Source organism: Plantactinospora alkalitolerans, from assembly GCF_015690345.1.
Lineage (GTDB): Bacteria > Actinomycetota > Actinomycetes > Mycobacteriales > Micromonosporaceae > Plantactinospora > Plantactinospora alkalitolerans.
On the sequence record NZ_JADPUN010000422.1, the window covers coordinates 123,653 to 147,597 of the forward strand.

Consider the following 23,945-nt stretch of genomic DNA (forward strand, 5'->3'; position numbering starts at 1 on the left):
GCGGGGGTGAGCGATGCCTCTGTCTATTGGTGTCATCCCCCCGCCCCCGCCACCTCCGGCGCCGCAGATCGACGTTGTCCGGGCCAACTGGGTTGCCCCCGACGGCACCGCCTGGGAGCTGATGGGCCCGCACGAGCAGTTCGGCTGGCTCACCACGCCCGGTATCGCCGGCTGGGGGGCGGCGCCGATCACCATTGTCACCGATCCGCTGGCGCGCGGCGGTGTCGAGGTGCGGCACATCCGTACGGAGCCGCGCCGGATCACGTGGCCGCTGAACGTCTACGGGGCCACACACACGCAGTTCCTGGCCAGGTACCGGAACCTGATGCGGGCGTTCACGCAGACGTCCCGGTTCCGGCGGCCCGGGGTGCTGACGGTGCGCCGCCCGACCGGCCAGGCAAGATCGATCGAGGGGTACTACGAGGACGGGTTCGGTGGCGAGGGCGGGGAGAACGCCTGGCACGCGAACCCGGTGCTGACGCTCTTCTGCCCGGATGGCTACTGGCGGGACACCGTCGTCGAGCGGGTCACCCGGGCGTACGGCAGTGAGACCGCGACGCCGTACCTGGACCCGTACATCACGGTGTCGTCAAGCCAGGTCCTCGGCCAGACGACGATCACGAACTCCGGCGATGTCGACACCTGGCCGGTGTGGACGATCACCGGCCCGACCACGGCCGTCACCGCGACCAGCAACACCCTCGACGCGAGCTGGACGATCACGTTCAATCTCGACGCCGGCGAAACCATCACCGTCGACACCGGCTCGGTCCGGCCGACGATCCGGGGCCCGGCGGGCGAGAACCTGTCCGGGGCGCTCGACTGGCCCGACGCGGTGCTGTGGCCGCTGGTGCCCGGCGCCAACGACGTCGGCCTGCTGATGGAGGGCGCCGGCGAGGGGTCCGTGATCGAGCTGGCGTTCTACCGCCGGTACGAGACGGCCTGACGTGGCGATCACCGTGCTAGTCACCGACGCGAACCTCGCCGTCGTCGGCGACCCCATCGTCTGTTGGATGTCCGTCGACTGCACCGCCCGGTTCAACGCCGTCGGGTCCGGTGTCCTGACCGTGCCCGCCTATCCGTGGATCCGGGAACAGATCCAGGCCAGCCACCGGGTTGTCGTCATCCGCGACCGGCGGATCTTCCTCGCCGGCCCGATCGAGCAGACGACGGTGGAGCAGTCCGACGACGGCGAGAACTCCGGAATCGGCACGTTGACCGTCGACTTCGCCGACGACCTGGCGTGGGTCGCCGCCCGGATCACCTTTCCGAACCCAGCGCAGGAACCCGACGACTGGCTGGTGGACGACTGGACAGCGACCTCCGTCAACGCCGAGCAGATCCTGCACAACCTCGTCAACCTCAACGCCGGCCCGGGTGCCCTCGCGGCGCGCCGGGTGCCGGCGCTGACCCTCGGCGACCTGCAAGGCATCGGCAACACGATCACGATGACGACCCGGCTGGAGCCGCTGGTCGAGGTGCTGCGCCGGGTCGCGTCCAACGGCGGCGGCCTCGGCTTCCGCACCCGCCAGGTCGGCAACACGATCGAGTTCCAGACCTACCAGCCGCAGGACCTGTCGGGCGAGGTCCGGTTCGGGTTCGGCCTCGGCAACCTTCGCCACCTCGCCTACGAACGGTCGGCGCCGACCGCGACGACGGTCCTCGTCGGCGGCCAGGGCGAGGGGACCGCCCGGTTCGTCACCTCCCGCACCAACACGATCGGCGAAACCGTCTGGGGGCGGACCGAAAAGCTCGTCGCCCGCTCCGGCGACGACGCGATCGGCGAGCTCGAACAGGCCGGCGACGAAGCCCTGGTGGAGGAGGCGGAAACGGTCCGCCTGCAGTCGTCGGCGTGGGACACCGACACGCAGCGGTACCCCGACGACTACGACCTCGGCGCCCGGGTCTCGATCCAGGTCGGCCCCGGCGAAGAGGTCTCCGACCTTGTCCGCCTCGTGCATCTGCAGGCGTGGGCGACCGCCGGGGAGCTCGTCTCGGCCATGGTCGGCTCCCAGGAGGCGTCGAACGATCCGCAGTGGGTGCAGCGGATGCGGGCCCTCGACCGCCGCCTCGGCCACCTCGAACGCATCACCGCGCCGACGAGCGCGTGAAAGGAGACCGGTGGCCAGCAACTCCTATCCGAGGCCCGACTACAACGGCGGCGAGGTTACCGAGCTGCTGTACGAGCGGCTGGTCGGCCCGCAGGCCGTCGACGGTGTCATCGGGCACCCCGGCGATCCGGCGGCCGTGTTCGCCGACGGGTCCGGCACCCGCACGGTGAAGGTCCGGGCCGACAAGCGGGCCCTGCTGCGCGGGTTCGCCTACGAGTCCGGCTCCTCCGACATTCCGATCGAGTTGCCGGCGAACACGTCCGGCACCACCCGCGTCGACCTGATCGTGCTCCGCCTGACCCGCTCGACGTGGCGGATCCAGGAGGCGTACGTGCAGGGCACCCCGGGCGCCGGCGCGCCGAACGGTACGTACAACACCGGCGACACCGGTGTGTACGACCTGCCGCTGGCGGAGGTCACGGTCGCCCACAACGCGACAACGCTCGCGGCCTCGACGGTGACACCGGTCGCCTGGACCGTCGGGGTCGACGGCCAGATCCGCTGCACGTCCACGACGATGCCGCCGCACGAGGTTGGCCGCCGGGTGTGGCAGACCGACACCGCCCGGGGTCTGATCTCGTCGGGCAGTTCGTGGCTGGTGTACGCGGAGGAGACCGGCGAGTCGACGATGTCGCTCGCTTCCGGTTTCACCGCCAGCAACAACCACATCAAGCGCCGCAACGGCTGGGTGCTGTGCGAGCTGACGGTGCGGCGCACGGCGGCGATCATCCCGGCGAACACGAACGTGCAGGTGGCGACCGTCCCGGCGGGCTACCGGCCGCCGTTCCTGATCCAGACCAACGGCGTGGTGCCCTCCGGTAACCAGGTGGTCGCTTTCACGATCTCGACCGCCGGCGCCGTGGTCATCAACTCGGGTCCGACCGGTATCAACGCCAACCGCAGCGCCATCATGGCCACCTTTTCCTGGCCTGTCGCATAGAGGAGGACGGCCTTGGCACGTTACTGGTTCGGTGGCGGAATTCCGGACTTCACCCTGGCGATGGGGGACACCGTCACCGTCGGTGCGCTCAGCGGGCGTGTCTGCGTCGTCGTCAGCGCCACGGTCACCCTGTGGGACGCCGAGTCCGGCGGCGACCAGTACACCGACCTGCTCGACGAGGGCGGCGTCGCGACAACCTCGGTCGTCTCGGCTGACGGATCGGGAGAGCGGGCCCTCGGCCAGATCCCCCGCTTCCAGGGCCCCGACGCCGTCACCCAGATGTGGGCGCAGGCCGCCGAGGGCCCCCGCGCGCTGATCACGACTCCGGTCGTCGGCGGCACCGTCTCTCCCGACCAGCTGGAGGACTACCTGCCGCTGGAGGCATACACGGAGAAGGGTGCGCTGCTCGTCGCCACCGGCGCCGGGACGCCTGCCGTGCTGGAGCCGGGGCCGAACGGAAGCGTTCCGATCTACGACTCGGACGAGCCGAGCGGTATGCGGCCCGAACTCGTCGCCCTGTTCGGCAACATGCTGCGCTGGGACGGCACCACCTACGTCCCGGCGCCGCTGAAAGCGGACACGTCGAAGCCGAGGATGTTCGTCGGCCCGGCCGACCCGGAGGGCGTCGCCGGCGTCGTGATGTCCACCGATGACTGGGCCGACGTCTGGCTCGGCGGCTCCTGACCGCAGCGGACAGGAGGAGCCATGCCGCTGGTTGCCCACATGTCGCCGCCGGACCCACCGATTGGCGTCGTCTTCGACAAGCCCGCGTACAGCAGCCAGGAGCCGATCGGTTTCCGGGTCGCTGTCGGTGGCGGCGAACTCGTCGACGTGACGTTCCGCGGATCCGTGGTGCTGCCCAACGGGACCACCCGGACCTTCACCGGTACCACCCGGGTCGACGCCGCCGAGTACGGCCGCGTCGACGGCCCGGGCTACGCGGTCGCCCGCGACCCGGACGACAACGCCCGGTACATCGCGACCCCCGAACTCTGAGGAGGTCGAACATGGCCCGCCTGACCTGGCTCGCCGACGTCCTGCGTGGCGCCGGCCTGACCGTCCACGAGGTCGCCGGATGGCGAACCCGTGGCGCGAACTCGCTCAGCACCATCCGCGGCATCACCTGCCACGCCACCGCCGGATCCCGCAACGCGACCGACGCCGGCGAAATCAACGTCCTGATCAACGGCTCGACGACCGCACCGCCGCCGATCGCGCAGCTGTACCTCTCGCGCACCGGCGCCTGGCATGTCGTCGCGTCCGGCCGCTGCAACCACAACAAGACCGGCTGGGCAGGCCCGAACAAGGGCTACGGCAACAGCAACCTGCTCGGCATCGAGGCCGCCAACGACAACCACGGCGAACCGTGGCCGGCCCGGCAGTACGAGTCGTACGTGCGTGGTGTCGCCGCGCTCGTCAAGCGGCTCGGGATTCCCGTCAGCCGGGTTGCCGGCCACAAGGAACACCAGCCGGCGGCCGGGCGGCCGGCCGGCGAACGGTCGACGAAGACCGATCCGACGTTCGACATGAACCGGTTCCGGCGGGATGTGGCCGCGGTACTGGCCGGAGATGACCAGGAGGAAGACGTGGACGACGCGACGATCAACAAGATCGCGGCCAGGGCCGGGCAGGCGACTGTCCGGCAGCTGATGGGCCGCACCGGACCGACGGTGGAACAGGCGCTGCAGCCAATGCCCGCCAAGCTTGCCCAGATCCTGGCCAACCAGCAGGTCCTGCTCGGCAAGGACTGGGTCGACGAGGAGCAGATCGTCAACGGCGTGCTCGCCGGGCTCGGCTCGAAGGACCTCGACGAGGTGGCGACCGCGCTGAAGGCGGCGTTCGGCGACCGGGTCGACGAACTGGCGGCGAAGCTGACCGCTGACGCCGCCAGCTAAGTACAACCCTGGACGGAGGCGGCAGGCCGTGACCACCGCCAGGACGCGGCCGGAACAGGTCCGCGATCTGATCATGATGTTGACCCTGCTGATCTGGATCGTCTACGCCGGCGCGGCCGTGACTCAGCTGTTCACCTCGGGGGCGAAGGTTTTGGATAGTTTGCCCCCGTTTTGGTTCTGGGGCATCCCGCTGGCCCCGTACAGCGCGTTGTACACACCCTGGCAGCGTGCCGCCTCGGGCGCGTCCGGGCCGCCGGCGCCGCCCGAGGCGGGCCCGCCGGTGATCGCGCCGAACCCGCCGCCCGAGCCGGAGGCGGCGCCGTGAATCCGGTCTGGCACTACCTACTGCTCACCGCGGCCTCTGCCGCCATCTACGTGCTCGCCGGCATGCTCGCCCGGCGAGCCTGGGACCGGAGAGGGAGGTCAGGTGGCGACAGTGGCACATAGGGCATGGTCCGCTCTCGGTACGCCCACCACCGTCCGCATCATCACCGCCGGCATGCTCGTCTACGCGATCATGATCGGCGCACTGGTGTTCGGGTACGCCCGAGTCAGTTCCTGCCTCGCCTCGTACGCCGACGCGTCGGCCAAGTCGACGGCCGCCCGCGCCGACGCCGCCGCCGAGGACCGCGCCCTGGCCGAGCTTGACCGGCAGGCGGCCGTCCGCAACGAGGACGCCCTGGACGAGACGTTGCAGGCGATGGCGCGCGGTGGTTCGCAGGCCGAGGTGCAGAAGTCGTTCGACCGACTCCTGCTGGTGCGTGCCGAGACGGCGCGGATCCGGACCGAGGCGAACACCACCAGGGCCGACATCGAGGAACGCCGCCGTCTGAACCCGGTTCCGCCACCGCCGTCCGAATCCTGCTGACCACCCCGGAGGGGACATGTCCGATCTTCCCGCGCTGCCCGTCTACGGCTTCCGGGCCGACGCGGGCGGCCTGCTGAGCCTCGCGATCACGATTCTGCTGCCGATCCTCGTCGGCCTCATCACCCGCCGCTCCACCTCGGCCGGCACGAAAGCGGTCCTCCTGCTCACCCTGGCGGCCGTCAAGGTGATCCTGGAGGCGTGGCTGCAGGCGGCGAACACGGCCGCCACGTTCGAATGGATCCCGGTCGTCTACACGACCGCCGTCAACCTGGCCATCGCGGTCGCGGTCCACTTCGGGCTGTACCGGCCGACCGGTGCCACCGACGCCGCCCAGCGCTCCCTCGTCGCCGACCGGCCCACGCCTCCGCCGGTGTAGCCTTCCACTCAGGAACACCCCCAAGTGTCACCTCGCCGCCGCCACCCCCGCCCGGGGTGGCGGCGGTTTTTTCGCGTCTACGGGCGGCCGGTCAACCGGCGCACCTGATCGCTCGCCAGGTGGTCCTTCCACTCCTGCTCGGAGTACAGCAGCCCGCAGCCGTACTGCCCGGCACACTCCCGGTACCCGTCCGGGTGCAACACGATCTGCGACACCGCATCGCACTTCCGGCACGGCACGTGCCACATGATCACCGGGCGGGGCTCGCCCTCGCCGAGCGCGCGGCGCAACCCACCCTGGACGTCACGCAACTCGCGCGCCATGTCCGCGATCGGCTCGAACAGGTCGACGATCACCTCCAGGCGGTCGCGCAGCCACGCCACCAGGTGCGTCACCAATGGGTCCGGCGACGGCGAACTCGGCCACAGCCGCAGACGCACGTTCTGCACCCACGAGTCCACGATCGTCGCCACCGACACGTAACCCACCTGGTCGCCGGCGGCCACGAGCACCGGCTGGCCGGCCTCGTCCACCAGCTGTTGGCGCTGCCACCGGTGCTCCTGCGTCTCCCGGACCACCGGGCCGGCGCACTCGACGACGGTGTTCCGCACCGTCACCGTCACCGGTCGCAGGACAACCGCCGGCACGAGAGTGTCCCGAACGGCCGCCTGCCGCGCCGGCGCGACCAGGTCGACGGCGTCGAGATTCCCGGGAGCCGACCGGTCCCGGCTGCCACTGACCGGTGTCGAATCTCGCCGGCCCGGCACCGGTCCGGCGCCGCCGAACGCGGCGAGCGGGTCCCTCCGCCGCCGGTCGCCGGTCATCCGGCCCTGCTGATCGAGGACCGCATACCAGCGGTTGTCGTACCCGGCCGGCTCCGGCATGGCGAGGCGGTGGTGAAGGTCGGGAAGGGTGGCCAGGAGACGGTCGAATCCGTACCGGCAGCCGTCGTCGGCCGGCGGCCGATCGGCGTACCGCGCGTCGGCGTTCGGCCGCAGGACCGGACACAGGACGCAGGTGAGGTCAGACATCTGGTGGATCTCCGTCCGCGCAGGTGGGCGGTAGGGTGGGCGGAGATCACCAACAGCTTCGTTGCGGGTCGTTGGCGACGGCCGGATGGCGGTTCGGCCGTCGCCGCTATCATGCCCCGCCAGGCGGTCTTCGCACCTGCTGACCCGGCGGGTCCTGCGGTGATTCTTCCGGCAGCCGCGGGCCGACAATCCACTCCAGGTGCCGGGGCCACGCCGCGACAACCCACCCCAGGGCGGCCAGTGCCAGTTCGCCCACGCGGCGACCGCCACGCTCCCGGTACAGGGTCGGGGCGATCGCGTCGGCCAGCTCGGCTGCCCACGCCCGCGTCAAGGCAAGCCAGCAGACCGCCATGGCGTAGTCGTCGGGTTTCCCGAGCGCGGCGGCGCGAGCAGCCAGGAGCGCCGGCACGGCCGCCACTCCTGCGAGGTACGCCCGCTCCGCCGTCGACCAGCGAGGCGCCGCGCTGTAGGCCGCGACGCACCCAAAGTAAGCGCCGGTCGCGACGAAGAATGTCCAGTCGGACGTCAACGCGTCCCGGGCGGTCAGACTACCCATCGCCGACCGTCTGAACGGCGGCGCGACGGCTGGCCGCGCCACGGGGGGCGTCGCCACAGCTCCGTGCCGTCCGGCCTCCCGGCGAGACGGTGCGCGAGCAGCGAATCCAACCAGTCGAAGACGTCGTGCACCGAGCGCTCGTCGAGGTGGTTCGGGGGCACCATGACGGTTACCTCTTGCCCCTCTGTGCGGAGCTGACAGATGGTTCCGGACGGGTCTTCCTCGGCGACACGCATCTCGATCGGCGGTAGGCGGTGCCCACACTCCCCGCAGGCAGGCCCGGAATCGAAATCCCTTACTCGCATCAGGCGGGGCGAGTCCCAGAAGGAGTGATACGAGGGTTCGGCCCGAACGGCCCGCGAACGTTGCAGGCAGTGGGGGCACCACCTGTAGTCCGGCCATCGCTCCGAGGCCATCAGCGACCTGCGGAAAACGCGCGGGTCGCCAAACCCGAGGCGAGCGCGACGAGCCAGGGTCTCGTACGAGTTCCCGAGGGCGGCGATGTCCGATGCTGACTGCTCCGGTCGGCAACGGGGACATTGGCACGGCGGGATGGGACCCCGGCTTACCCGGCGCGCACTGGTCAACTCGCGCTCCAGCGACCGCCACACGTCGTCGACGAGCTGCGCGGCGCCTTCGTCGGCCAGGTCCCGCCCAACGAACCGGTAGTCGTCGTCGAGCCGCAGGTGCCAACGCGGCGTCGCGCGCCGACGGTAGAGGGTCGACGTGAACCTGTCTCCGCAGTAGAGGAGGAAAGCAGGTGGGTTTACCGCCGGAACGAGGTCGGGGTCGTCGTCCGGCTCCCGGGTGACCATGTTCGGTGCCCAGCGCATTCGGCTGGTCGGCGACAGGTCTATCGGGTCCTCGGAATTCTCGACCGACGCGGCGCCGGTCGCACGCCTCCGCAGCCACGACTTCTGGCAGTTGCTCCCGCAGAAGTACGCGGACGGGCTGGTTGGCGAGATGGCCTCATCGCAGTGGCCGCAGCGACTCTCGATGGCGGCGTCGATCGCGGCCAGCGGGTCGCCGGTCACCTGACGACTCCGGCTTCGCGAAGGTCGGCCAGGAGCCTGTCCTCCAGTCGGCACCACACCTCGGCCGCCCGATGCTCTTCCTCACCCTCGGGCAAGTCGTAGCCGACCGGACTTACGCGCCGGGCGTTGGCGGACAGGCGCAGGTGCCAGGTGTTCCAGCCGTTGCGGCGGTGCACCTCCCAGTGCAGCCATAGCTGCTCGCCGTTGACAGTCCGGTCCGGGATTGCCCCGTCGCGCCGCCCCCGGTTTTCGAACGAGAGTGTCGGCGGGTAGTGGAGGACCTGCGTCAGCGAGCCGGGTTCACGGCTCTCGGAACGGGCTTCGGCGTCCGCTTCTTGGCATTCGTTGTTGCAATGTGTGAGCCAGGTTGGAATGCGAACGCCGCAGGGGCACGTATTGAGGTCTGTGCGCGCGAGTTTGTCCCAAACTTCGGCGAAGGTTCTTCTCATCGTGGCTCCGGGAACGTCTCCGGGTTGGCGCCGCCGGGGCGGTACCGCAGCAGCCCCATCGTCCTGCCGTCGCGGTAGGCGTTCCACGCCTTGATCACGTAGGCGGCGGCGACGACCTCGGTAAGACGCGACTTGCTGGTGTGACCCTCGATGGCAGCCTTTCGCAGTACGTAGACCGGGTGGCCGGCTTCCAGGTTGACTCCGTCGGCAAGTCGGGCGAAGAAGAACTCGGCGTCGTCGGGGTCGATCCGGTAGGTCAGCCAGTGGCAGAGCCCGAGGATCGACCCCGGGATCGGTACCGAGTTCTTGATGCGGGCGACGACCTCGGTGCTGTGTCGGAGCTCGGGATGCTGTTCGAGAACGACCAGCAGCTCGGGGATGCTCGGCGAGTAGTTACCGGTCGACTTTCGCAGGCCAGAGTTCCAGAACCAGGCCCGGCGAACGAGCGAGGCCAGCAAGACGTATTGCTTCTCGCCGCGCAACCTCAGGGTATCGCTGAAGCTGCGCTTGGGGCCACCGTCGACAGCCTCCTGCGCCCGCATGGGCAGGTTGCCGACGACAAGCATCCGCACCGTGACGTTCGCCTCGGCGATGGCGGCCAGGCGATGCTGTCCGTCGAGGATCGTGCCGTCGACGGCGCGCTTGATGCTTTCGCCGGTCTGCTGCCAGTTGTTGGCCTCCATGTCCCGGGCGTATGCGGCCACTACCCGCCGCCGCAGATTGCGGTTGTGGGTGTTGTACCGGTCGAGCCAGTCGGCGGCCAATTCGGGTGTGATGTCGACGATTTCGTAGGTCGGTTCAGCGCTCACTTCTATCCTTACTTGTATTGATGGATGTAACCCAGGCTTGGAATTCAACGGCGGGTCCCAGCCACTTTTCACATTCACCGTCGCTGATTGAAATGAGGCGGGCATCCTTCGGGTCGAGGCAGACTCCGCCCCGAAGGTGGGCCTCGTACGAGTCGACGTCGGCATACGTGCGGTGGCAGCCGACAACGCAGTGCGCGGCGTCGACGCCGGTCCACCGGGCGTCGCACCCGCCGCAGGAGGCGGATAGGCGCTCGATGGCGGCAGGCGTCTCGCTGCCCTGCCATCGCGGGGGTCGTCGTTTCGCGGCGGTGGTCGTTTGACGGCCCTGGGCGGTCCGCTGCCGGCCCCGGCGGGGCTGGCGAGGGGTGTCCCGGGTAGCCCGGACAGTCTGGGGGCAGCTGAGGCGGTCATGGTGTGTCCCTACAGGTAGCGGCGCTACGTATCGGGGGGTTGGCGCCCGGCGGGCGCACGTCGTGAATGGCGTGCTGGCGGGGAAGGGTGCACCCGTTGCATTCCACGGCCGTCGGCGACGGCCACGGATGCGGCTTGCCCGGCAGCGTCGCGTCGCGTCGAGCCGACCGGCGGCCGATCTCGCGCTCCACCTGCTGCCAGTACGGGTGTTTCGCCCGGATCCGACCCGGGCGTTCAGTGCCTGGGTCGGCGGCGAGCTTGAGCAGGACCTGTGCGACGACGTCCGGCGGACGACGTCGCACCTTCGGGTCGGCCAGGGCCTGGCGCAACTCCTCGGCATCCCAGTCGGGGCGATCTTTCAACACCTCGACGACGGCGTCGTCCAGGATCTTCGCTCCCGAGTCCTCCTCCTCCCCGACCGGGATGCCGGCGGCGTCCGACGTGGGGGAGGGAGGAGGGGGTTCTTCTTTCTTTCTTTTCTTTCTAGGCATTGCGGTGCCATTGCGGCCTGCTTTGACACTTGCCATGCCGGGCTGCGCGTTCTCTGACGCATTTCCCCAGCGTGCGGCGGCTCCGGCGGCTCCGGCGGCACGTCGTTTGGCGGTCAGATCTTGAACGTCCTCGCGGGACCTTTGGTGCTTCAGGTAGTCGTGCACGACGGCGTCGCCCGACTCTGGCTGCTCGCACTGGCCACACTCGTGCTCCGGCAAGTGCCATAACTTCTGCTTTACGAGCGCTGCTACGACACTCTGCGGGACCTCGGCAACCGCGACGACGACATCGACCGGGAAGTGGCCATCGCTCATCGTGCTGCCGCAGTACGCGATGGAGACAACGTAGGCCCATCGCGCCGCGTGGCTCTTGATCCTCTTCAGCTTCTTGTTGTGCCAGATATCATTCGATATCCGCACGTAATTGCGGGCGTCACGGGACGCTTCGACCCGGGTCACTACACAATCGCCATATCTACGAAGCGCGACAGGTGCAACTGGGCGGCCACCGTGACGGTGTCCGTCGGGCCATTACGGTGCTTGGCAACAATGAAGTCCGCCTCGCCGGCGCGCGGTGATTCCGGGTCGTAGTAGTCGTCGCGGTGAACAAAGATGACGACGTCCGCATCCTGCTCAACGGCTCCCGACTCACGAATATCGGATAGCTGCGGTCGCTTATCCTGGCGCTGTTCCGGGCCGCGATTCAGCTGGCTGACCGCGATCACCGGGCACTCGACCTCCTTCGCGAGCAGCTTGAGCCCCCGGGACAGCTCCGCGACCTCCTGCTGGCGGCTCTCCACCCGCTTCGAGCCGGTCATCAGCTGTAGGTAGTCGACGACGATCATCTTGAGGTCGTGTCGCTGCTTGAGCCGCCGGGCCTTCGCTCGGATCTCCATCAGGTTCATGTTGGGGGTGTCGTCGACGAACAGCGGCGCCTCGCTGATCTCGCCCATCCGGCGGGCCAGCTTGGTCCAGTCGTCGTCGGACAACTTGCCGCTACGAATTACCTGGAGCGGCACCCGCGCCTCCGCCGAGAGCAGGCGCATCGTGATTTCGATCTTGCTCATCTCCAGCGAGAAGATCGCGCCGGCAAGGTTGTGCCGGATTGCCGCATTTGCGACAAAATTTGTGGCCGCCGTGCTCTTGCCTAACCCAGGTCTTCCTGCCACGACGATCAACTGTCCAGGATGGAGACCATTCAGTAGCCGGTCCAGGTCGGCGAACCCGGTCGGGATACCGGTCATCACGCCGCCGTTCGCGCCGACCGCCTCGATCTCGTCGAGCGTCGGCTGCAGCATGTCGGCGAGGACCATGAAGTCCTCGCTGACCCGCCGCTCCGTGACGTCGTAGACGAGCTGCTGGGCCTTGTCGACCGCGTCGTCCGCGTCGCCAGTGCCGACCGCGCCGTGCCCCAGCTGAACAATCTTGGTGCCGGCCACGACGAGCCGGCGAAGCACGGCCTGCTCGCCGACGATCCGGGCGTAGTAGCCAGCGTTCGCGGCGGTCGGGACGGTGGTGATGCAGGTGTGCAGGTACGGCGCGCCGCCGATCCGACCGAGATCGCCCTCATTGCTGAGTTTGGCCGCGACGGTGATTGCGTCGGCCGGCTCACCCGTGCCGTACAGGTCGAGGATGGCCTCGAAGATGGTCCCGTGAATCGGCATGTAGAAGTCGGTCGACTTCAGGATCTCGACGACGTCGGCGATGGCGTCCTTCGACAGGAGCATCCCGCCGAGCACGCACTGCTCCGCGGCGACGTCCTGGGGTGGCGTTCTGCTCGACCCCTCCTCCTGGGCGGGTCGACTCGGGCGTTCCGGGGCGAGCGTCACGATTCACCACCTTCGATGTCATTCTGGAAATGGGTTGGCGCGGCCCGCCGGTTGGCGCGCGGGCCGCGCCGGTTGGTGCGGTCAGGTCAGTCGCTGCTGCCGCATCCCGAGGAGCTGGACCCGCTGTCGTACGACGAGCCCGGGGAACTGCTGCCGTACGACGAGCCGGAGTCGAACGAGGACGAGCTGCCGGACGACGAGCTCGACCGGTCGTCGGACACGGGCGTCGGGTCGGAACTTGCGGTCAGGTCGGTCGGGTCATCGAGCGTCCCGGCCGGATCGAACGGTCGGCTGGTGGCCGGTCCGCCCTGGCGATTGCGTTCGACCGGGCGGCGGTGAGCCCTTCCGTGAGTCGGGCGGTTCACGCACGTTCTCCTTACTGTTGGCGGGCCTCCGGCGGTCGCGGAGGAGCTACGTGGCGCTACTTCTGGGTCTGGACCGGGTTGCCGCCGCCGAGGCAGAAGCCGGGTTCCTTGCCGTGCTGCGCAGCGATTTCCAGGCACCTCACGGTCGGGTTGACCTGGGCGTTCTTGGCCGATACCTGCCTCTGTAGCTCCGCGTTCTTGCGGTCCTGCTCCAGGTTCTTGGCCTCCAGCACCTTCTGCTGGAACGCCTCGATCTGCTGCTGGGTCTTCTCCGCGTAGTGCACGAAGCCGAAGACGACACCGAGGATCTGGATGTCCTCGCCGGTTCGGTTGGCGATGTTGGCCTTCAGTGGCTCGACCAGAGCCGCCGTGTCGACGGGTTTCACCACGCCGGTGGTGGCGTCGACGTTGGAGAGTGGGTCGTGGGCGGCGAAGATGTCGTTCAACGCGCCCGTCAGGTTCGGCTCGACGCGCCGGTTCATGAACAGGCCGAAGTCGCGCTTGTACGACGCCCACTGCTCCGGAGCTTTCGCGGAGTGCGTCTGGTACTCGATCTGCACCTCCACGCAGGCGCCCTGGAGGCCGACGATCCGCACCTGGACGCAGGTCTTCTGGCTCTTGTGGTCGAAGGTCTGCCGGGACGCGTCCCAGTCCTCGACTTTCTTCCATGGGGCCACCCACTTCAGGCCAGCCCCGGTGACCTCACCGGTGGGCTTGTTGAACGCCGTGACGATCCCGACATTCCTGGTCGGCACCGTGTTTGCGGACGCGGAGACGGTGAACAGCATGCCGAGGAAGGCGGCGACGACGGCGCCACCGGCGGCTCCGGCACGGTGGTCGCGAGAGACGGCCGCCGCGAGCGCCGCCACGACGGCGAGGGCGAACAGGACGAGGGCGGCGACAAACAGGGCAGGCATCAGCTGATCTCCTTGCGGTATTCCGCCAGCCACGTGTCGACCTGACGACGGCTGCCGGGGGAGAGAAGGTCGGCGGCGAGATCGCCGTCCAGGTCGGTGACGGTGACGAGACGATTGAGGATCTTGGCTGCGGAAGTGAGCAGCCGGGACGACTTCGGCGTGATTCCGTAGCGGCGCATATGGGCGCGCACCTCGGCGGTACGGCCGGTCATGTAGCCAACGAAGCACCCCGTGGCGACACACAGGACGCAGACGAGGAAGACGACGGCGGCCATCAGGACGTCTCCCCGCACGGGCTGCCGATCGCCTGGTACACGGCCCACATCCACTCGCAGTCGCCGAGCGCGGTGTGCCGGTCGAAGTCGGCCGGGTCGACCCCGACCGCCAGCGACAAGGTGTCCGACTTGATCTGTTCGGGCAGCGGTAGACCCTTGGCCACCAGCCAACCCAGAACCATGCTCGGCACGTCCATCGGGTGGTAGTGCCAGGTCGGCTTGATGCCCCACAGGGACATCCGGTACTGGATCCGCACCATGTCGAATCCGACGTTGGACCCCCACATCACGGTCCGGCCGGCGGTTTCCTCGGCCACGGCCCGCCAGACCTGCCCCTCGCGGTACAGCACCGGCGCCGGGCCGGCCGGCGGCTGGTACCGCTCGCCGGCAGGGTGCCGTTCATGGAACCGCCCAATGCGCAGGGCTTCCGGGTCGGCCCGGTCCAGGTTCAGGTCGTACTGGTGAATCAGCCACTGCCGCCGTACGACGCCGTCGTGGCGGGGCAGCAGCAGAGCCACCTCCCATGCCCGACAGTCGAATTCGGCGTCGTGCTCCGGGAGGCCCGGTAGCTCCAGGGAAGTGGTCTCCGTGTCGAGGAAGCCGATCGGGCCCATGTCAGCGGCCCGCCTTCTTCTTGCTGGGTGTCGGCGTCGGCCCGGCCGGGGTGGACTTCGGCTCGGAGGCCGGCGTCCACCCGGGCGGCGGCTTGGTCTTGTTCGCCTTCACCCACGACCACGGCACGAACTTGCCGTTGACGATCCGGCCGCAGTCCGGGGTCTTGTTGACCTTCTTGTCGCCGGCGTCGCAGTCCGACACGTCGGGAGCCTCGATCTCGACGCCTGCGTCTGGTGCCGGGCTGTCGCAGCCGAACGCGCCGAGAGCCAGGCCGGCGGCCAGGGCGACGGCGATCGGCGCCCGCATCAGCGCGTTCACGCCGCGCCACCGACGCCCGCCAGGGCCTCCTTGGCGATCGCGTCCTCGTCGGCGGCCTTCTCGGCCACCTCGGGCTCGATCGGGTGCCGCGAGAAAGCGGTTACGGGGCCGATCGTCGACCGGACGCCTCGCTCGTACGGGTCGAACTGGACCTGCATCTCGCTGCGCTTCGCGACGGCGGCGAGCGCGATCAGCGCCGACGGGTCCATCCGGACCGGCTCCCCGAACTGGGGTGCGCCGAGGTCAGCGAAGACCTCGCACGTCTTGGGCGGGTTGTGCTCGATCTCGCTGGTGTAGCCGTACGACTTGGCGGGCACGCCCTCGTCGGCGTTCCCGGCGCGGCGGATCCGGAGGGTGTTGAAGCCGATCTCGACGTCGAGTGGGGTGTGCTGGGTGTTCGCGCCCTTCAGCTCGAACGTGTCGATGATCTCCTTGACCTTGGCGTTCGGGAGCAGAATCTCCCCCGGCGCGTCGTCGACCGGAACTGACTCCCAGGTGGCGACCGCGCCGTAGCTGGTTGCGTAGGCGGAGATGTGCAGCTGGGTGCCGGTCCATGCGATGCGGACCAGGGCGTTGTCGCGGTCGATTCGGCTGCTGGGGGCGAATGCGCGGATGTAACACAGTCGGCTGATCAAGTCGTACGTCTCGATGATCATGTCGTTTTCCGATCAGGATGCTTGCTCGACAGCAAGGACTGGACGATTGTCGATGGGTCGATCAGAACGGAGGCTCGTCGTCGAAGTTGCCGGCGCCGGCCCGGGAGGTGTCCGCGGACGGCGCGGACGGCGCCGCCGTGGCCCACGGGTCCTCGTTGCCGCCGGCGTTGCCGCCGGCCGGCGCGCCGAACCCGCCGCTGCTGCCGCCGGAGCGCGACATCTTCTGCACCTTCGCCGTGGCGTACCGCAGCGACGGTCCGATCTCGTCGACCTCCAACTCGATCACCGTGCGCTTCTCGCCCTCGCGGGTTTCGTACGAGCGCTGACGCAGCCGACCGGAAACGATCACCCGTGCACCGCGCTGCAGCGACTCGGCGACGTGCTCGGCGGCCTGCCGCCACACGGTGCAGGCGAGGAACAGCGGCTCGCCGTCCTTCCACTCGCCGGACGCCTTGTCCATGAACCGGGGCGTCGAGGCGACCCGGAACTTGGCGACGGCGGCGCCGGACGGGGTGAACCTCAATTCCGGGTCATCGCAAAGATTGCCGATGACGGTGATCGATGTGTCTCCGGCCATCAGTGGGCCTCCTTGTTGGTCGCGAACGGGTCTTCGGCAGGAGTGACGAGCAGGCAGAACTTCGTTGCCGACTCGTCGGGGCGGTCGATCGACCAGTAGTGCTCGACGACCCGCCATGTGGAGGTGGTCCACTGGGAGCGCCGGGTTGGTTCGACGTGCACGAGGGCGCCTACCGCGGGCGGCCCCGCCGGGTGGCTCAAGAAGACGCCAACGTGCTCGGGCTCGGCAGTGGTGCTGCTGACGTCGAAGACCTGGCAGTAAACGACGGCCATCACTGGCCCTCCTTCTTGGCGGGGCAACGGCTGGGACGACCGCGCGTAATGGGTCCCCCAACGTGCCGCCATACGCGGCCGTCGGCGATGTCGCTGACCAAGCTCTGTGAGACGTCGAACTGGGTGCGGCTTTCGGTGTTCACCGCGCACCTGCCTTCGGGCAGGGCTGAGCACCCGCGTGCAGCACGCCGTCACGGTCGCTGCGGATCGTCTGCGAGCACGCGGTGCACAGCGTCTGGCCGGGCAGAACCCGCGTCAGCGCCGGCTCCGCAATGTGCGACGGGTGCATGGCCTGTGTCACGACCGGACCTCCGTCCGCGCTCCGCGCAACCAGGACGCGCCCGCGAACACCTCGGGGATCGGGTCGTACACGGTGACCCGACCGTCGACGTCGACCCAGCAGGTGAAGTTGAACCCGTCTGCCGGCACGCCGGGCGGCAAGTCGCGGTCGATGGTCTCCCGCATTTCCTCAATCTTTTCGCGGGGTACGCGCCGGTTCGCAGGACGTTCGGCGTTGCGTACCACGCAGACGTCGAGTGGGGTGGTGAACACGATCGCGACTGTCGGAATTGGGTTCGGGTGTTGCTTGGCGGCGGCGAGCGCCGACAGCCGATCAACCCGTTTCGCGCTGGTGTTGTCGAGGACGGTGGTCCGCCGGAACGCGCACCGGCCGGCCAGCAGTGGGTGCATGATCGACACCGCGTACTCGGTGGCGCGCTGGTTGCCGGGGTCGCCGCAGATCCGCTCGCGCTCGATGTCGAGGCTGACAATGTCCTCGGAGTAGAAGTGGCGACGAGCGAACGTGGACTTGCCGCAGCCGGGCGGGCCGATGAGGACGTTCAGGCTGGAAATGTTCATCGCGTTCCCTCCAGTTCTCCGCGCGAGACCGGAAGTTCCATGACGTGTCCGGCCCACCAGTCGGTCATGGCCCGCCCGCTGGCCGGGGCGATGACCGCTGTTGCGCCGCACGAGCAGGTAGCCCGCCAGGCAGTACCGTCGCCGAGCGCGGTGCCGTAGCCAGGAAGATGTCCGAGCGCCGCATGGCTGGGGCACATCGGCTCGTGCCCCGGCCGGATCCACCGGGGTCGACCCGGGTCGGGACTGATGACGTCGTACGACATGGGGCAGCCGGGCCACACGCACCAGCGGAGGTGTTGCGGGTGCGGCGAGTACGCCTGGGCTGCCTGGGCGGCCAGGTCGATCCACCACTCCTGCGAACTGGCAGGCAGCGCCGCCCATTCGCTGCGACCCCCGTCGGGCAGGTCGAGCGGCGCGTGGTATCCGAGGAACAGTGTCAGGCCGGCACGGCGGGTGGGCGACATCATTGCCCACTCGTCGTCGACGATCGCCAGTCGGGCGCTCACCGCTCGACGTCCAGCGGGATTGCCGCGACGAGCACGGTGATGGGCGTCCCGACTCCGTACAACTGCGCCCAGGATCGCGGGTAGGAGTCGCCGGTCAGTGGATTCCACAGGTCGCGATCTTCAACGCGCGCCCACAGGTGCCCGTCCGCGTCGAGGACGTATTTCACTGTCGTCGGTGGCGGGTTGTTCTCGTCGATCGGCAGTGCGACGGCGTGGCCCGCCGCGACGAGCTCCTGGAGGACGGCGCGGACGGTGCCCCGGTCCACTTCCTTGTCGGCCTCGTGCAGCTTGTGGTAGGCCACCATCAGCGGCTGGCAGGTCAGCCGCGACCACGTGCTGGTTCGACCATTGAGCTGCTGGTTGCGCATCCACGCGTTGTGGACGACTGTCGCGAGCCGGTCAACCAGCGCCAGGGCGAAGGCGATGGCGCTCATGCCGCGTTCGCCAGGTTCGCATCGGTCACGGCCGGCTGGGCGGCGGCGCGGCGGCGGTTGATGGCCCGGATCCACGCCGCCCGCAGCGGTTCGGCGTGCTCGGGCCAGACGGCGAAGCCGAGCCGGCTGGCGACCTTGTCGATGTCGAGCCGGTAGCGGGCCTCGTCCCCCGGGTCGCTGGCCGGGCGTACCTCGGCGAGCGCCGGGAGCTCCCAGAAGTCGCCGTACACCTGCCCGGCTACGCAGTCCGCGGTGCTCTGCAGGTCGAGCCGGTCCGGGTCGGTCAGCCACGGCCAGTCGGTCGGCCCGTGCTGGTCCAGGTGTTCGGCGCCGCGTTCGGCGAGCTCGTCGAAGGAGGGGAGCAGGGGCAACATCACGAGGCGATCAAGGGTGTCCAGCATCAGGCGGCTGCCTCTCTGGTGGCGGGGAAGATGTGCAGGGGGGCGGTTGGTGTCGGCCGGGTGGAGCGGGTCGGGCCGACCGGCTTGAAGTGGCCGCAGAAGTTCGCATCGACGCGGACAAATCCGCGACCGTGCGGGGCGTACCAGACATCGCCGGTGTTGCGGCCGAGCTTGAACCGGTTGACGACGTGCGGTGCGAGGTTGACGTAGCCGAGCGGCAGGCTGCTCTTGGTGGCGAGCCGGTGAGACTCATGCAACTCGGCTTCCAGCTGTCCAATGAACCTCTCGTCGCTGCTGGTCGGCACACGGACCGGGACGCGGGCGAGTTCGTCGTCGCGTTTGCGGACGATCAGCTCGGCTCCGACGGGAACGAGCTGGACGAGGTTGTCGACTTCCTTGAGCGCCTTGGCCAGCTCGGCGATGTCGACGGGGAGGATCCCGGCCAGCGGTAGGCCGGGGCCGTCGCCGTAGGTCTGGGCGGTGGCCTGCGCGGCTGTGCCGGTGTCGGAGGCGAATCCGACGAGTCGTTTGCCGGCGGTGGTCAGCCAGACGTAGCGGAGGGTGACGGCGGCGGTGCTGGATCCGGGGAAGGGAGCCAGTCGCCTCAGCAGCTTCACGAGCTCGTCCGCGCGTACCTGGACCGTGCCGGGCGGCAGCGCGGGCGTCGGGAAGTCGACCAGGGTCGGATCCGGGTCATTCACGTCGAACCTCCGGCAGCAGCAACAACTGACTTGACCGAGGTTATTCCCGGGCGATAACCCTTGTCAAGCCGCGGTGTGTCCGATTCCCGCCCTCGGGCGGTCGCCACGGCCTTCAGCGGCCGGTGGACGGCCGCCGCGATCGCGGCGGCGAGCAGGAGCGCGTCGCCGAGCGCGAACGGCAGGCCGTCGACGAACGCCGTCGAACGGTTGACCGGACGGACCTGGATCGGGCGACCTTCGCCGACCGGCGAGACGGTCCGGGAGCACTTCTTGCGCCACGCCGCCCGGATCGCGATCGACAGGTCCAGGGCGCCGGCCGCGGTGAAGACCCGGCCGCCGATGGACACCGCCGACACGACACGGTCTCGAAGACGCACCGGCGCCGCCGGTTCGACGACCAGCGGGTGACCGGTCGTGGCCCGCGCGGTGTACGGCAGCGTGATCCGCACGGCGTCGGCACGCACGGACGCCTCTACCCGATCCGGGTCCGCCGGCGCCCGCAACGGGCGCTCCCGCCACGGGTCACTGCCGTCGCCTGGCTGGTGGCTCTCGTCGCCAGGATGGTTCTCGTGGCCGGGGCGCTTCACGCAGGGCGTGGACCCGGACAGGCGGATCGCTCCGCACTCGTCAAATGGTGAATTCATCGATACCCAGCCCTTCGAGCAGGCGTATCACGGTGGTGAGGGTGGGAGGCTGCCGGCCGGATTCCAGGCCGCTGATGACCGGCTGGGCAACACCGCTACGGGCCGCGAGGGCGTACTGGCTCAAGCCGGCAGCGAGTCGGGCACGGTAGAGACGCTGGACGGCAGCCCCGAGCCGAACCTCGACCGGGTCGGCGGCACGACCCGTGCGGCTGCCGGTCGCACCGGGGGCCGACGTGGGTCGCGGGTCAGATGGCGAGGTCATGGATCCCCAGCTCCTCGGCGATCCGTAGCAGGGTGTCGACCTGCGGGAACGTCACCCCGCGTTCGATGTCGCTGAGATGGGACTGCGAGGTTCCCACCCGCTTCGCGAACTCGTCCTGAGTCCAGCCGTGAGCCTCCCGCGCCGTCCGCAGGACCGCCTGCAGCGCCCGCAGGCGCTCCGTGACGGTCCGCCTACGTTGCGGGGCGGCCAGGCGTGCTATCTCGCGGTCGACGTAACCGGAGAACAGGTCCGACGGGCGGATCACCGCGACGGTCAGCCCGAGGCGCCCGGCGGCGTCCAGCCACTCCTGCTGCGCCTTCGTCGGCTTCTCGCCCTCGCGCTTGAGCTCCCACAGCACGATCCCGCCCGGCCCCATGGCCACGATGTCGAAGAAGCCCTTCTGGCTCCTGCGGGAGTCGTAGGTGTGGTAGCACAGCAGGGCCCGCGCCTTGCATCGGGCGACGACGGCGTCCTGAAGCTCCGGTCGCTCTGTCATTGCCCAGGCCAGCTGCTCCTTGCCGGTGAGGCCCGCCGGAATATGCCTGCCCATCACGTGGCCTGTTCGGCGGTCGCCGGCGGTATCGGCTTGGCGTCTCGAACCAGGTCGCGAAACGCCTCGAAGTCGGCGAGTCGCAGCCTGCTCTCGTCGCCGGGGTGGTAGCCGTACCGCCTTTCAAAGCGCTGGATGACGACGTCCTCGCCCCAGCCGAGCGCTGCGGCGAGCCGCACCGCCTCCTGCCACAGTTCGCGGATCGCCTCGTCGGGCACCACCTCGGCGTCGACGATCACGTCCTTCGGCGGCTGACTGGCCACGGCCGCCTTCGCGGTGGCGCGACGTGCCCGGTCCGGGTCGACGGCCTCGCGCTGTTCGCGCGCCTCATCCAGATCGGCGGTGACCGCGGCCAGCGCGGCTTCGACCCGGGGGGTGAGCGCGCCGCCGGCTTCGGCCATCTCCCGCAGTCGAGCGACCTGGTCGGGCGTCTGCAGATGCTTCGCCTGGTCGAGGATCTGTTCCTCGGTGAGTGTGGGCCGGGTGGGGCCGGCGGCGATCGCGGCCAGCGACGGGGCACCGATCGCGGCCCGGGCGGCGGTGGTGAGCTGCCCCTCGTACGCCTGTCGGGGGGTGAACAGGCCGCCGAAGTCGAGGTACGGCACGGCAAACTGGCGTACCTCGGTGCCCTCCACGCCCCTCTGGATCTTGACCCGGGTCACCTTGTGCATGCGCAGGCGCAGAGTTGCCGGGACCGGCTCGGCGACGACGGCGATGGCGTCGGCCAGTCCTGGCAGTTCGGCGGCGGCGTTCCAGCCGTGGGTCTCCAGCTTCCAGGTGCCGGCGGAGTGGACGTCGGCCAGCATCACCGACAGGCGAGTGGTGGGCTTGCACAGCCGCTTGGCGCCGCAGGGGCATTCGCCACGGCTGAGCAGGTTCGTCTCGAAGTCGTGTTCGGGGTAGAGCCGGCAACCTTGCAGGCACTTGCACGGCTGCCCGCGCAGGTACTCCCGCTCGCCGTCGCACTTGCGTTGCGGGGCTCGCCCCTCCCAGTACTCCATGAACGGGTCGATTCGCTGCCGGGGGACGAACACCTTGATGGCGTCGGCGGTGGTGAACACCTGCCACTGCGGGCCCTCGTCGGACTGCCATGGCTGCGGCTCGCCGCCGTACAGTGCGGCGGCTTCCACGATGAACGGCTCGCTGGGCGAGGTGAGTCGGAACTTGTCGAGCTTCTTCGGCTTCTTCCCGCCCCTGTTGCCGGGCTCGCTGTAGCCGAGTCGGATCACTCCGTCGGGCGGGAGCCGGGTCTGGACGAGCTTCGAATTGATCGGCACGTTGACTCCTTTCAGGCGGCCGGGGTTTCGTCGATCGGCGGCTTCTTCGCGCGAGCGCGGCGCTTGGGCTCCGGCTTCGGCTCTTTAAGCAGCGGGAACGCGGCGATGAGGATGGCGTTGTTGCCGTGCTCCATGACCCATTCGAAGCCGCGCAGGTAGTGCAGGAAAGCGGTGAACGCGGCGTCGTCGGTGACGACGGGCCGGAAGACGGCCTCGTCGGGGCGCAGCAGGGCGATGCCGGCGCCGTTGGTCGCCGGCATCGGTTCCTCGTCGTCGAATCCCTTCATCAGCAGGCCGGTGAAACGGCGGTACGGGGCCGTCTGCAGCGCGTGTTCCGGGCGGAAGGGCGCGTCGATCTTCTCGGCGGTCTTGAAGTCGACGAGCAGGTCCACGAAGGCGTCGGTGGCGATCGCGGCCTCGGCGGTGATGCCGAGGACCCGGGCGACGAGTTTCGCCGCCTCCGGGGTGGCGCGGGCTCGGAACCGGATGATCGCGTCGAGGGTGCCGGCGTAGCGGTAGATCTTGTTGACGCCGGTCCGTTCGGTGACCAGAAACGACTCGGGGGTAAGTCCGTATCTCTCGATGAAGGCGAGGAACGCGCGTACGTACGGGGCGATGTCGTCGTCGTAGCCGCGCTGCTCGCCGTCGCGGTTTGCCCACCAGTCGACGAACTTGTGGGCCCGGATGCCTTCGTCGGAGCGTCGGACCGACTTGCGGATGTGTGCTTCGGCTATCCACCTGCGGGCGCAGGTCTGGCATTCCCAGCAGGGGCAGCAGTCGCTACGGTCGCCGTCGGGGTGCTTGCATTTGCTGTACGACCGGCCGCACGGGTCGACCTTGACGGCGACGGCGATGCGGGTGACGTCGGCGAGGGCCGCGTCGGCGGCGGCGTAGCCGGCTCCGTGCACCAGCCCTTCCTTTTCGACACCCTTCAGGGCGCTGGTTACCGACCAGTACCGTTCGTCGCCGATCAGGTAGATCCGGGCGCCGGACTCGAAGGTGATCGAGTTCGGTGGGCCTGGGCGGTCGGCGACGATGAGACTCATGCGCGGCGGCTCACGGTGACGCAGTCGACCTGGTCGATCCGCTCCTGCAGTGCGGCCAGGGCCTCGCCCCCGGCGTCGGTCAGCCGGTACAGGCTGGCCGGTACGTCCAGGCGCAACCAGCCGGACCCCCGGGCGGCGTTGACCATGCCGCAGACCCGCTGCGGCTGACCGGATGGCCTGTCGTGCATCGCGGAGCCGCAGGGGATCCGGCGCACGTTGCCGTTGTCCGCCGCGACCAGCAGATCCCGCCAGTATCGCTGCATCCGGGTTGACATGTCGTCGATGTCAAGCACCGCGGTTCCCCTTCCGCAGCCGGTCGCGGAGCCAGGCGGCTCCCGCGACGACGACCACGACCGGCAGCGCGATCAGGGCGAGCGCCCCGATGATGCCGACCGCGCCGAGCTGGCCGGCGGCGTACGCGGCGGTGCCGGCACGCGCTCTGACGCTTCTGTCGCCCACAGGGCCCACCTC

The 23,945-nt window shown here is 69.3% G+C and carries 37 protein-coding genes; 10 read left to right on the forward strand and 27 right to left on the reverse strand.

Annotated elements, in window-relative coordinates; all coding sequences use genetic code 11:
- Positions 1–13: 13 nt before the first annotated feature.
- From I0C86_RS41525 to I0C86_RS41565, 9 genes are all read left to right on the forward strand, one after another.
- Positions 14–946, forward strand: a complete 933-nt coding sequence (locus I0C86_RS41525; protein ID WP_196206783.1) for a phage tail family protein — start codon at positions 14–16, stop codon at positions 944–946.
- A 13-nt stretch (positions 947–959) separates the two neighbouring features.
- Complete coding sequence (locus I0C86_RS41530; RefSeq protein WP_323374162.1) at positions 960–2,111, forward strand: siphovirus ReqiPepy6 Gp37-like family protein; 1,152 nt, start codon at positions 960–962, stop codon at positions 2,109–2,111.
- Between the two features lie 10 nt (positions 2,112–2,121).
- Entirely contained in the window at positions 2,122–3,051 is a 930-nt protein-coding gene (locus I0C86_RS41535) for a hypothetical protein (protein WP_196206785.1), read from the forward strand.
- Positions 3,052–3,063: 12 nt separating this feature from the next.
- Positions 3,064–3,735, forward strand: a complete 672-nt coding sequence (locus I0C86_RS41540; protein WP_196206786.1) for a hypothetical protein — start codon at positions 3,064–3,066, stop codon at positions 3,733–3,735.
- 21 nt (positions 3,736–3,756) lie between these two features.
- Positions 3,757–4,047 (forward strand): hypothetical protein, encoded by a 291-nt coding sequence (locus I0C86_RS41545; RefSeq protein ID WP_196206787.1) that lies wholly within the window; start codon positions 3,757–3,759, stop codon positions 4,045–4,047.
- 11 nt (positions 4,048–4,058) lie between these two features.
- Complete coding sequence (locus I0C86_RS41550) at positions 4,059–4,946, forward strand: peptidoglycan recognition protein family protein (RefSeq protein ID WP_196206788.1); 888 nt, start codon at positions 4,059–4,061, stop codon at positions 4,944–4,946.
- Positions 4,947–4,974: 28 nt separating this feature from the next.
- The gene (locus I0C86_RS41555; RefSeq protein ID WP_196206789.1) at positions 4,975–5,271 is read left to right on the forward strand and encodes a hypothetical protein; all 297 of its coding nucleotides are present in this window, start codon (positions 4,975–4,977) and stop codon (positions 5,269–5,271) included.
- 102 nt (positions 5,272–5,373) lie between these two features.
- Entirely contained in the window at positions 5,374–5,814 is a 441-nt protein-coding gene (locus I0C86_RS41560) for a hypothetical protein (protein WP_196206790.1), read from the forward strand.
- Between the two features lie 16 nt (positions 5,815–5,830).
- Entirely contained in the window at positions 5,831–6,190 is a 360-nt protein-coding gene (locus tag I0C86_RS41565; RefSeq protein ID WP_196206791.1) for a hypothetical protein, read from the forward strand.
- Positions 6,191–6,267: 77 nt separating this feature from the next.
- On the opposite strand, the gene I0C86_RS41570 is transcribed toward I0C86_RS41565, so the two are convergent.
- The 8 genes from I0C86_RS41570 to dnaB all read right to left on the reverse strand — a co-directional run bounded on the left by I0C86_RS41570 (position 6,268) and on the right by dnaB (position 12,800).
- A complete protein-coding gene (locus tag I0C86_RS41570; protein ID WP_196206792.1) occupies positions 6,268–7,221 on the reverse strand; it encodes a hypothetical protein in 954 nt (317 codons plus the stop codon).
- Between the two features lie 109 nt (positions 7,222–7,330).
- Positions 7,331–7,777 (reverse strand): hypothetical protein, encoded by a 447-nt coding sequence (locus tag I0C86_RS41575; protein ID WP_196206793.1) that lies wholly within the window; start codon positions 7,775–7,777, stop codon positions 7,331–7,333.
- Positions 7,765–8,811, reverse strand: coding sequence for a hypothetical protein (locus I0C86_RS41580; RefSeq protein WP_196206794.1), 1,047 nt, complete (start codon positions 8,809–8,811; stop codon positions 7,765–7,767). Before I0C86_RS41580 ends, I0C86_RS41575 begins: the two co-directional genes overlap by 13 nt.
- Positions 8,808–9,260: a hypothetical protein gene (locus tag I0C86_RS41585; protein ID WP_196206795.1), complete on the reverse strand. Its 453-nt coding sequence runs from the start codon at positions 9,258–9,260 to the stop codon at positions 8,808–8,810. The genes I0C86_RS41580 and I0C86_RS41585 overlap by 4 nt, the downstream gene beginning before the upstream one ends.
- Positions 9,257–10,069: a hypothetical protein gene (locus tag I0C86_RS41590; RefSeq protein WP_196206796.1), complete on the reverse strand. Its 813-nt coding sequence runs from the start codon at positions 10,067–10,069 to the stop codon at positions 9,257–9,259. Before I0C86_RS41590 ends, I0C86_RS41585 begins: the two co-directional genes overlap by 4 nt.
- Positions 10,059–10,325, reverse strand: a complete 267-nt coding sequence (locus I0C86_RS45775; protein WP_456319985.1) for an FDXHR family putative zinc-binding protein — start codon at positions 10,323–10,325, stop codon at positions 10,059–10,061. The genes I0C86_RS41590 and I0C86_RS45775 overlap by 11 nt, the downstream gene beginning before the upstream one ends.
- Positions 10,326–10,476: 151 nt before the next feature.
- Positions 10,477–11,430: a hypothetical protein gene (locus tag I0C86_RS41595; RefSeq protein WP_196206797.1), complete on the reverse strand. Its 954-nt coding sequence runs from the start codon at positions 11,428–11,430 to the stop codon at positions 10,477–10,479.
- On the reverse strand, positions 11,430–12,800 hold the full coding sequence (gene dnaB / locus I0C86_RS41600; protein ID WP_196206798.1) for a replicative DNA helicase: 1,371 nt from the start codon (positions 12,798–12,800) through the stop codon (positions 11,430–11,432). The genes I0C86_RS41595 and dnaB overlap by 1 nt, the downstream gene beginning before the upstream one ends.
- A gap of 15 nt (positions 12,801–12,815) precedes the next feature.
- Here dnaB and I0C86_RS41605 point away from each other — a divergent pair, with 15 nt between their 5' ends.
- Positions 12,816–13,139, forward strand: coding sequence for a hypothetical protein (locus I0C86_RS41605; protein WP_196206799.1), 324 nt, complete (start codon positions 12,816–12,818; stop codon positions 13,137–13,139).
- A gap of 82 nt (positions 13,140–13,221) precedes the next feature.
- Here the strand turns inward: I0C86_RS41605 and I0C86_RS41610 are convergent, their stop codons facing one another.
- The 19 genes from I0C86_RS41610 to I0C86_RS41700 all read right to left on the reverse strand — a co-directional run bounded on the left by I0C86_RS41610 (position 13,222) and on the right by I0C86_RS41700 (position 23,933).
- Complete coding sequence (locus I0C86_RS41610; RefSeq protein WP_196206800.1) at positions 13,222–14,082, reverse strand: SPFH domain-containing protein; 861 nt, start codon at positions 14,080–14,082, stop codon at positions 13,222–13,224.
- Positions 14,082–14,357, reverse strand: a complete 276-nt coding sequence (locus I0C86_RS41615) for a hypothetical protein (protein WP_196206801.1) — start codon at positions 14,355–14,357, stop codon at positions 14,082–14,084. Before I0C86_RS41615 ends, I0C86_RS41610 begins: the two co-directional genes overlap by 1 nt.
- The gene (locus I0C86_RS41620) at positions 14,357–14,971 is read right to left on the reverse strand and encodes a 3'-5' exonuclease family protein (protein ID WP_196206802.1); all 615 of its coding nucleotides are present in this window, start codon (positions 14,969–14,971) and stop codon (positions 14,357–14,359) included. Before I0C86_RS41620 ends, I0C86_RS41615 begins: the two co-directional genes overlap by 1 nt.
- A 1-nt stretch (position 14,972) precedes the next feature.
- Positions 14,973–15,290 (reverse strand): hypothetical protein, encoded by a 318-nt coding sequence (locus I0C86_RS41625; protein WP_196206803.1) that lies wholly within the window; start codon positions 15,288–15,290, stop codon positions 14,973–14,975.
- On the reverse strand, positions 15,287–15,946 hold the full coding sequence (locus tag I0C86_RS41630) for a hypothetical protein (protein WP_196206804.1): 660 nt from the start codon (positions 15,944–15,946) through the stop codon (positions 15,287–15,289). Before I0C86_RS41630 ends, I0C86_RS41625 begins: the two co-directional genes overlap by 4 nt.
- Positions 15,947–16,007: 61 nt before the next feature.
- Positions 16,008–16,523 (reverse strand): single-stranded DNA-binding protein, encoded by a 516-nt coding sequence (locus I0C86_RS41635; protein WP_196206805.1) that lies wholly within the window; start codon positions 16,521–16,523, stop codon positions 16,008–16,010.
- Positions 16,523–16,798, reverse strand: coding sequence for a hypothetical protein (locus I0C86_RS41640; protein WP_196206806.1), 276 nt, complete (start codon positions 16,796–16,798; stop codon positions 16,523–16,525). Before I0C86_RS41640 ends, I0C86_RS41635 begins: the two co-directional genes overlap by 1 nt.
- Before the next feature lie 294 nt (positions 16,799–17,092).
- Positions 17,093–17,653, reverse strand: coding sequence for an ATP-binding protein (locus I0C86_RS41645; protein ID WP_196206807.1), 561 nt, complete (start codon positions 17,651–17,653; stop codon positions 17,093–17,095).
- Positions 17,650–18,159, reverse strand: coding sequence for a hypothetical protein (locus tag I0C86_RS41650; RefSeq protein ID WP_196206808.1), 510 nt, complete (start codon positions 18,157–18,159; stop codon positions 17,650–17,652). The genes I0C86_RS41645 and I0C86_RS41650 overlap by 4 nt, the downstream gene beginning before the upstream one ends.
- Positions 18,156–18,593 carry a RyR domain-containing protein gene (locus I0C86_RS41655; RefSeq protein ID WP_196206809.1) on the reverse strand — a complete coding sequence of 146 codons (438 nt, stop codon included), beginning with the start codon at positions 18,591–18,593 and terminating at the stop codon, positions 18,156–18,158. The genes I0C86_RS41650 and I0C86_RS41655 overlap by 4 nt, the downstream gene beginning before the upstream one ends.
- On the reverse strand, positions 18,590–18,994 hold the full coding sequence (locus tag I0C86_RS41660; RefSeq protein ID WP_196206810.1) for a hypothetical protein: 405 nt from the start codon (positions 18,992–18,994) through the stop codon (positions 18,590–18,592). The genes I0C86_RS41655 and I0C86_RS41660 overlap by 4 nt, the downstream gene beginning before the upstream one ends.
- Positions 18,994–19,695 carry a hypothetical protein gene (locus I0C86_RS41665; protein ID WP_196206811.1) on the reverse strand — a complete coding sequence of 234 codons (702 nt, stop codon included), beginning with the start codon at positions 19,693–19,695 and terminating at the stop codon, positions 18,994–18,996. The genes I0C86_RS41660 and I0C86_RS41665 overlap by 1 nt, the downstream gene beginning before the upstream one ends.
- Complete coding sequence (locus I0C86_RS41670; protein ID WP_196206812.1) at positions 19,692–20,339, reverse strand: hypothetical protein; 648 nt, start codon at positions 20,337–20,339, stop codon at positions 19,692–19,694. Before I0C86_RS41670 ends, I0C86_RS41665 begins: the two co-directional genes overlap by 4 nt.
- Positions 20,323–20,463 carry a helix-turn-helix domain-containing protein gene (locus I0C86_RS44240; RefSeq protein WP_230395624.1) on the reverse strand — a complete coding sequence of 47 codons (141 nt, stop codon included), beginning with the start codon at positions 20,461–20,463 and terminating at the stop codon, positions 20,323–20,325. Before I0C86_RS44240 ends, I0C86_RS41670 begins: the two co-directional genes overlap by 17 nt.
- A 121-nt stretch (positions 20,464–20,584) precedes the next feature.
- On the reverse strand, positions 20,585–21,097 hold the full coding sequence (locus I0C86_RS41680) for a helix-turn-helix domain-containing protein (RefSeq protein WP_196206814.1): 513 nt from the start codon (positions 21,095–21,097) through the stop codon (positions 20,585–20,587).
- A gap of 53 nt (positions 21,098–21,150) precedes the next feature.
- A complete protein-coding gene (locus I0C86_RS41685) occupies positions 21,151–22,428 on the reverse strand; it encodes a recombination directionality factor (protein ID WP_196206815.1) in 1,278 nt (425 codons plus the stop codon).
- Between the two features lie 11 nt (positions 22,429–22,439).
- Positions 22,440–23,474: a hypothetical protein gene (locus I0C86_RS41690; RefSeq protein WP_196206816.1), complete on the reverse strand. Its 1,035-nt coding sequence runs from the start codon at positions 23,472–23,474 to the stop codon at positions 22,440–22,442.
- On the reverse strand, positions 23,471–23,767 hold the full coding sequence (locus tag I0C86_RS41695) for a hypothetical protein (RefSeq protein WP_196206817.1): 297 nt from the start codon (positions 23,765–23,767) through the stop codon (positions 23,471–23,473). The genes I0C86_RS41690 and I0C86_RS41695 overlap by 4 nt, the downstream gene beginning before the upstream one ends.
- Positions 23,760–23,933 carry a hypothetical protein gene (locus I0C86_RS41700; protein ID WP_196206818.1) on the reverse strand — a complete coding sequence of 58 codons (174 nt, stop codon included), beginning with the start codon at positions 23,931–23,933 and terminating at the stop codon, positions 23,760–23,762. The genes I0C86_RS41695 and I0C86_RS41700 overlap by 8 nt, the downstream gene beginning before the upstream one ends.
- Positions 23,934–23,945: the final 12 nt, after the last annotated feature.